The organism is Pseudonocardia nigra (genome assembly GCF_019396355.1).
In the GTDB taxonomy this organism is placed as follows: Bacteria; Actinomycetota; Actinomycetes; order Mycobacteriales; family Pseudonocardiaceae; genus Pseudonocardia; species Pseudonocardia nigra.
In genome coordinates this window covers 1-4,847 of record NZ_JAHKRK010000353.1, presented here as the reverse complement: position 1 = coordinate 4,847, position 4,847 = coordinate 1, and the positions used below count along the sequence as shown (strand labels likewise).

The 4,847-nt window shown below is 73.4% G+C and carries 5 protein-coding genes; all 5 read right to left on the bottom strand.

The features are described 5' to 3' along the window. The coding region (locus KME75_RS40030) for an acetyl-CoA carboxylase biotin carboxylase subunit (protein ID WP_219420212.1) at window positions 1-1,509 on the bottom strand (1,509 nt) is incomplete at its 3' end. Window positions 1,510-1,705: 196 nt separating this feature from the next. Then, window positions 1,706-2,560: a TIGR04222 domain-containing membrane protein gene (locus KME75_RS40025; RefSeq protein ID WP_219420211.1), complete on the bottom strand. Its 855-nt coding sequence runs from the start codon at window positions 2,558-2,560 to the stop codon at window positions 1,706-1,708. A 94-nt stretch (window positions 2,561-2,654) separates the two neighbouring features. Beyond that, window positions 2,655-3,098: a SufE family protein gene (locus KME75_RS40020; protein ID WP_219420210.1), complete on the bottom strand. Its 444-nt coding sequence runs from the start codon at window positions 3,096-3,098 to the stop codon at window positions 2,655-2,657. Further along, entirely contained in the window at window positions 3,095-3,985 is an 891-nt protein-coding gene (locus KME75_RS40015; RefSeq protein WP_219420209.1) for a sulfurtransferase, read from the bottom strand. Before KME75_RS40015 ends, KME75_RS40020 begins: the two co-directional genes overlap by 4 nt. Window positions 3,986-3,994: 9 nt before the next feature. After that, window positions 3,995-4,645 carry a Maf family protein gene (locus tag KME75_RS40010; protein WP_219420208.1) on the bottom strand — a complete coding sequence of 217 codons (651 nt, stop codon included), beginning with the start codon at window positions 4,643-4,645 and terminating at the stop codon, window positions 3,995-3,997. Between the last annotated feature and the right edge of the window lie 202 nt (window positions 4,646-4,847).

Here is a 4,847-nt window from a genome sequence, read left to right as displayed (position 1 = left end):
CGCGGCCCCCCCCGCCCCGCCCCCGCCGCCGAACGCGAGGTCGCCGGGCAGCGAGACCTCCAGCCGCCTGCCCCCGACCTCGACGACCACCGACTGACGCGGCGCGCCGTCCTCCTCGGCCTCGGCGCCGCCGACGAACGGCGTGACGGTGTTGTCCCACTCGGTCTCGATCCAGCGGGTGTGGACGGTGAAGCCGTCGTCCGACGTCGCCGCGAACGCGGGGTCGTCCACCACCAGCCGGTGGAACGGCAGCACCGTGGCCATGCCCTCGACCTGGAACTCGGCGAGCGCGCGCCGCGACCGCTCCAGCGCCTGCGCCCGGTCCGACCCGGTGACGATGAGCTTGGCCAGCAGCGAGTCGAACTGCCCGCCGATCACCGAGCCGGCTTCGACGCCCGCGTCGACGCGCACGCCCGGGCCGGCCGGGAAGCTGATCGCGGTGACCGTGCCGGGGGCGGGCAGGAAGTTGCGGCCGGTGTCCTCGCCATTGATCCGGAACTCGATGGAGTGCCCGCGCGGCTCGGGGTCCTCGAGCAGGTTGAGCACCTCGCCCTCGGCGATGCGGAACTGCTCGCGCACCAGGTCGAGTCCGCTGGTCTCCTCCGAGACCGGGTGCTCCACCTGCAGCCGCGTGTTCACCTCGAGGAACGAGATGAGCCCGTCCTGCCCCACGAGGAACTCGACCGTGCCGGCACCGTGGTAGCCGGCCTCCTTGCAGATCGCCTTGGCGGCGGTGTGGATCGTCGCGCGCTGCTCGTCGGTGAGGAACGGGGCGGGTGCCTCCTCGACCAGCTTCTGGAACCGCCGCTGCAGCGAGCAGTCGCGGGTGCCGACGACGATGACGTTCCCGTGCGTGTCGGCGAGCACCTGCGCCTCGACGTGGCGCGGCTTGTCCAGGTACCGCTCCACGAAGCACTCGCCGCGGCCGAACGCCGCCGTGGCCTCGCGGACCGCCGACTCGTACAGCTCGGCGATCTCACGCCGTTCGCGCGCCACCTTCATGCCGCGCCCGCCGCCGCCGAACGCGGCCTTGATCGCGACCGGGAGCCCGTGCTCGTCGGCGAACGCCTCGACCTCCTCGGCGCCCTTCACCGGGTCCTTCGTGCCGGGGACCAGCGGGGCGCCGGCGCGCATCGCGATGTGCCGGGCGGTGACCTTGTCGCCCAGGTCGCGGATGGCCTGCGGCGTCGGCCCGATCCAGGTGAGCCCGGCGTCGATCACGGCCTGGGCGAAGTCGGCGTTCTCCGATAGGAACCCGTAACCAGGGTGGACCCCGTCGGCGCCCGCCTGCTTCGCGGCGTCGAGCAGCTTGTCGAACACGAGGTACGACTCCGCCGCCGTGGTGCCGCCCAGGGCGAACGCCTCGTCGGCGAGTCGCACGAACGGAGCGTCGCGGTCGGGGTCGGCGTACACCGCCACGCTCTGCAGGCCGGCGTCCCGACAGGCACGGACGACGCGGACGGCGATCTCCCCGCGGTTCGCGACGAGAACCTTGCTCAAGCGCGGCACGGTGGCCTCCCTCGTGGTGCCCAGGGGCCCCGTGCCCCGGCGCAGTGGTTACCGGGGAGTTTAAGGGCGGATCTCGCGCGCGCTCGGTGCGATCGGTGTGGTGTAGGCGACCCTTCACGTGCAGCATCACGCCCGCAGGTCCGCCACCCCTCGAGGCGGACCTGCGGGAGCGAGCTCCGCGGCGCCCTGGCGGAGATCAGTCGCCGTCGCCCCCGTCGGCGAGGGCGACCCCACCGTCGCCCGGCCCCCCTGGTCCGACGTGGTGTGCGGCCAGCTCGCCTGCGAAGTCCGGGTCCGATGCCCACAGCGCGCTCGTGCCGAAGAGCCCGATCCCGAGCGCGGCCGCTGCGGGCCCGTGCAGCGCCCAGTCCGGCTTGACGGCGGGCGACAACGCATGGTGCTCGGCGCGGAGCCGGGCCAGCGTCCGGTCCCCGGAGCGGGTGCGCCGCGGGGCCGTGGCGAGCTGGACGGCCGCGACCATCGTGACGGCGAGCAGCGCCATGACGAGCAGCCCGACCGAACGGGCCTCGGCGATCCCCGCCAGCAACCGCACCAGGCCGAGGACGGCGACCGCGAGCATCCAGCCGCCGACCCGCCTGATCCGGCGGCGCTGCTCCTCCGGGAGCAGCAGACCTGCGGCCGTGAGCCGGTGTTCGGGTGTGGCGAGCGCCCGCAGCACGGTGCGGTGGAACCGCAGCCTCCGGTGCTGGACGGGCGCCGACGCGACGAGATGGATCGCCCGCTCCAGCTCGTCGGCGTCCGGGCCGAGGCGACCGACGGCGCGCACGGTGCCGCGCGAGGAGAGGATGGTGCCCCGCAGGTGCATCGCGCTCAGCGCCGAGTAGACCGCCAGCTCGGCGCCGCCGCTCAGACAGGCGACGTCGTGCGGGCGCGCCGCGAGGTCGCCCACCGGGCCCGGTGCCGGGTGGTCGGCGAGCGCACGGCGCGCCCGGCTGCTCGCGAGCCAGACCGCGGTGGCGATCACGAGGTAGGCGAGCAAGAACGTCGATCCGCTGATGCCCCAGACGTCAGCGGTGGCTGCGAGGGTCATCGAACACCTCCTGGCCGTCCTTATGAGACGCCTCACAGTCTCGGGGGCGTCAGGTGGCGCAGGGAACGTTCTTCACAAGGACTTGAGGTTGCCTTCAGGCAGCAGTGGCCGCGCGGACCTGCTTCTTGACCCGTGCCAGCATCGCCGCCATCCCGCGCAGCCGCAGTGGGCTCACCGCCTCGGCGAGCCCCAGCGCGGTGTAGAAGTCGTCGGGGACGGCCAGCACGTCGGCGGCGGGCTCGCCGTCGAGCCCGGTGTGCATGATCGAGGCGAAACCACGCGTGGTCGGCGCCTCCGGCGGGGCCGAGAAGTACAGGTGCACGTGCCGCTCGGGGTCGGCGTCGACCTCCACCGCCAGGAACAGCGGCGACTGGCACTCGTGCACCTGCTCCATCGTGTCGGCCGCGTCGGCGTAGCGCTCCGGGAGATCGGGCAGCTCCTGCGACAGCTCCAGCAGCAGCTGCAACCGGTCCTTGGGCCCGACCCCCGCGAAGTCCTCGACGAGCTCCGCGAGCTGCGGGGGGAGTGCGGTCGTCATGCCGACCCGCGCTCCGAACCCTGCACGATCGGCACGCGCACCAAGTTGCCCCACTCGGTCCAGCTGCCGTCGTAGTTGCGGACCTTCCCGAAGCCCAGCAGGTGGGTGAGCACGAACCACGTGTGGCTCGAACGCTCGCCGATGCGGCAGTAGGCCACCACGTCGTCGTCGGCGCTGAGGCCCTGTTCCTGCTGGTAGATGGCCTCGAGCTCGGACCGCGGCTTGAAGGTGGCGTCCTCGGCCGCGGCGCGGGCCCACGGGACGCTCGCCGCGCCGGGGATGTGCCCGCCGCGGACCGCGCCCTCCTGCGGGTAGTCCGGCATGTGCAGCAACTCCCCGGAGTACTCCCCGGGGGAGCGGACGTCGACCAGCGGCTTGCCGAGGTGGGCGAGCACGTCCTCCTTGAACGCCCGGATCGTGGCGTCGTCGCGTTCGACGACCGGGTAGTCGACCCGCTCGGGCTTGGGCGCGTCCGGGTTCATCTCGCGGCCCTCGGCCACCCACTTCGCCCGGCCGCCGTCGAGGATCCGCACGTCTGGGTGGCCGAACAGCGAGAAGACCCACAGGGCGTAGGTGGCCCACCAGTTGTTGCGGTCGCCGTAGAAGACGACCGTGGTGTCGCGCGTGATGCCGCGCTCACCGCAGAGCTCGGCGAACCGCTCCCCGTTCACGTAGTCGCGGGTGACCGGGTCGTTGAGCTCGGTGTGCCAGTCCACCTTCACCGCACCGGGGATGTGCCCGGTGTCGTAGAGCAGCACGTCCTCGTCCGACTCGACGACGACGAGCCCGGGTTCGCCGAGATGGCGCGCCAGCCACTCGGTGGTGACGAGGCGCTCGGGGTGCGCGTACTCCGCCAGCTTCGGGTCGGTGTCGTTCTCCAGAGCCATGTGCCGAGGTTAGTCCGCGCTGTTCGCGCCCGCGCCTCCAGGCACCGCCCACAGGTCGGTCACGGTGACGCCCACGCCGGCGAGCAGCCGCCGGGTGAGCGGCAGGCTGATCCCGATGACGTTGGACGGGTCGCCGTCGATCCCCTCGACGAACCAGCCGCCGAGCCCGTCGAGCGTGAACGCCCCCGCCACGGCCAGCGGCTCGCCGGTGGAGAGGTAGGCCGCGAGCTCCGGCTCCGACGGCTCGGCGAACCGCACGACGGTGACGGCGTGGCCCTCGGCGACCCGGTCGATGTCCCCCTCGGCCATCCGCAGGACGGTGTGCCCGGTGACCAGCTCACCGCTGCGGCCCGCCATCGCGGCCCAGCGCTTCCGCGCGGTGTCGGGGTCGCGGGGCTTGCCGACGAGCGCGCCGTCGATGTGGAGCATCGAGTCGCAGCCGATCACGACGGCGTCGGGGTGGGCGGCGGCGATGCGCCGGGCGACGGTGGTGGCCTTCGCGCCCGCGAGCGTGGTGACCTTCTCCGCGGCCGACGCCTGCGGCATCGCGGCGAGCAGCGCGTCCTCGTCCACGTCGGCGACCTCGACGACCGGGTCGAGGCCCGCCGCCCGCAGGACCGACAGCCGGGCGGGGGAGGCCGAGGCGAGGACGACGCGCACGGCCGCCCACCCTACGGCGTGCCCTTGCCCCCGTTGCAGCAAAGCCACTTTCACGCAACGGCGTTGCCTGAAAGTGGCTTTGCTGCAATCCTCTCGGACCCCCGCGCCGGTCAGCAGCCGCCCCCGCCGCCCCCACCGCCGTCGCCGCCCCCGCCGCCGCTGAAGCCGCCGCCACAGTCACCGCCGCCGCCCCAGCCGCCTC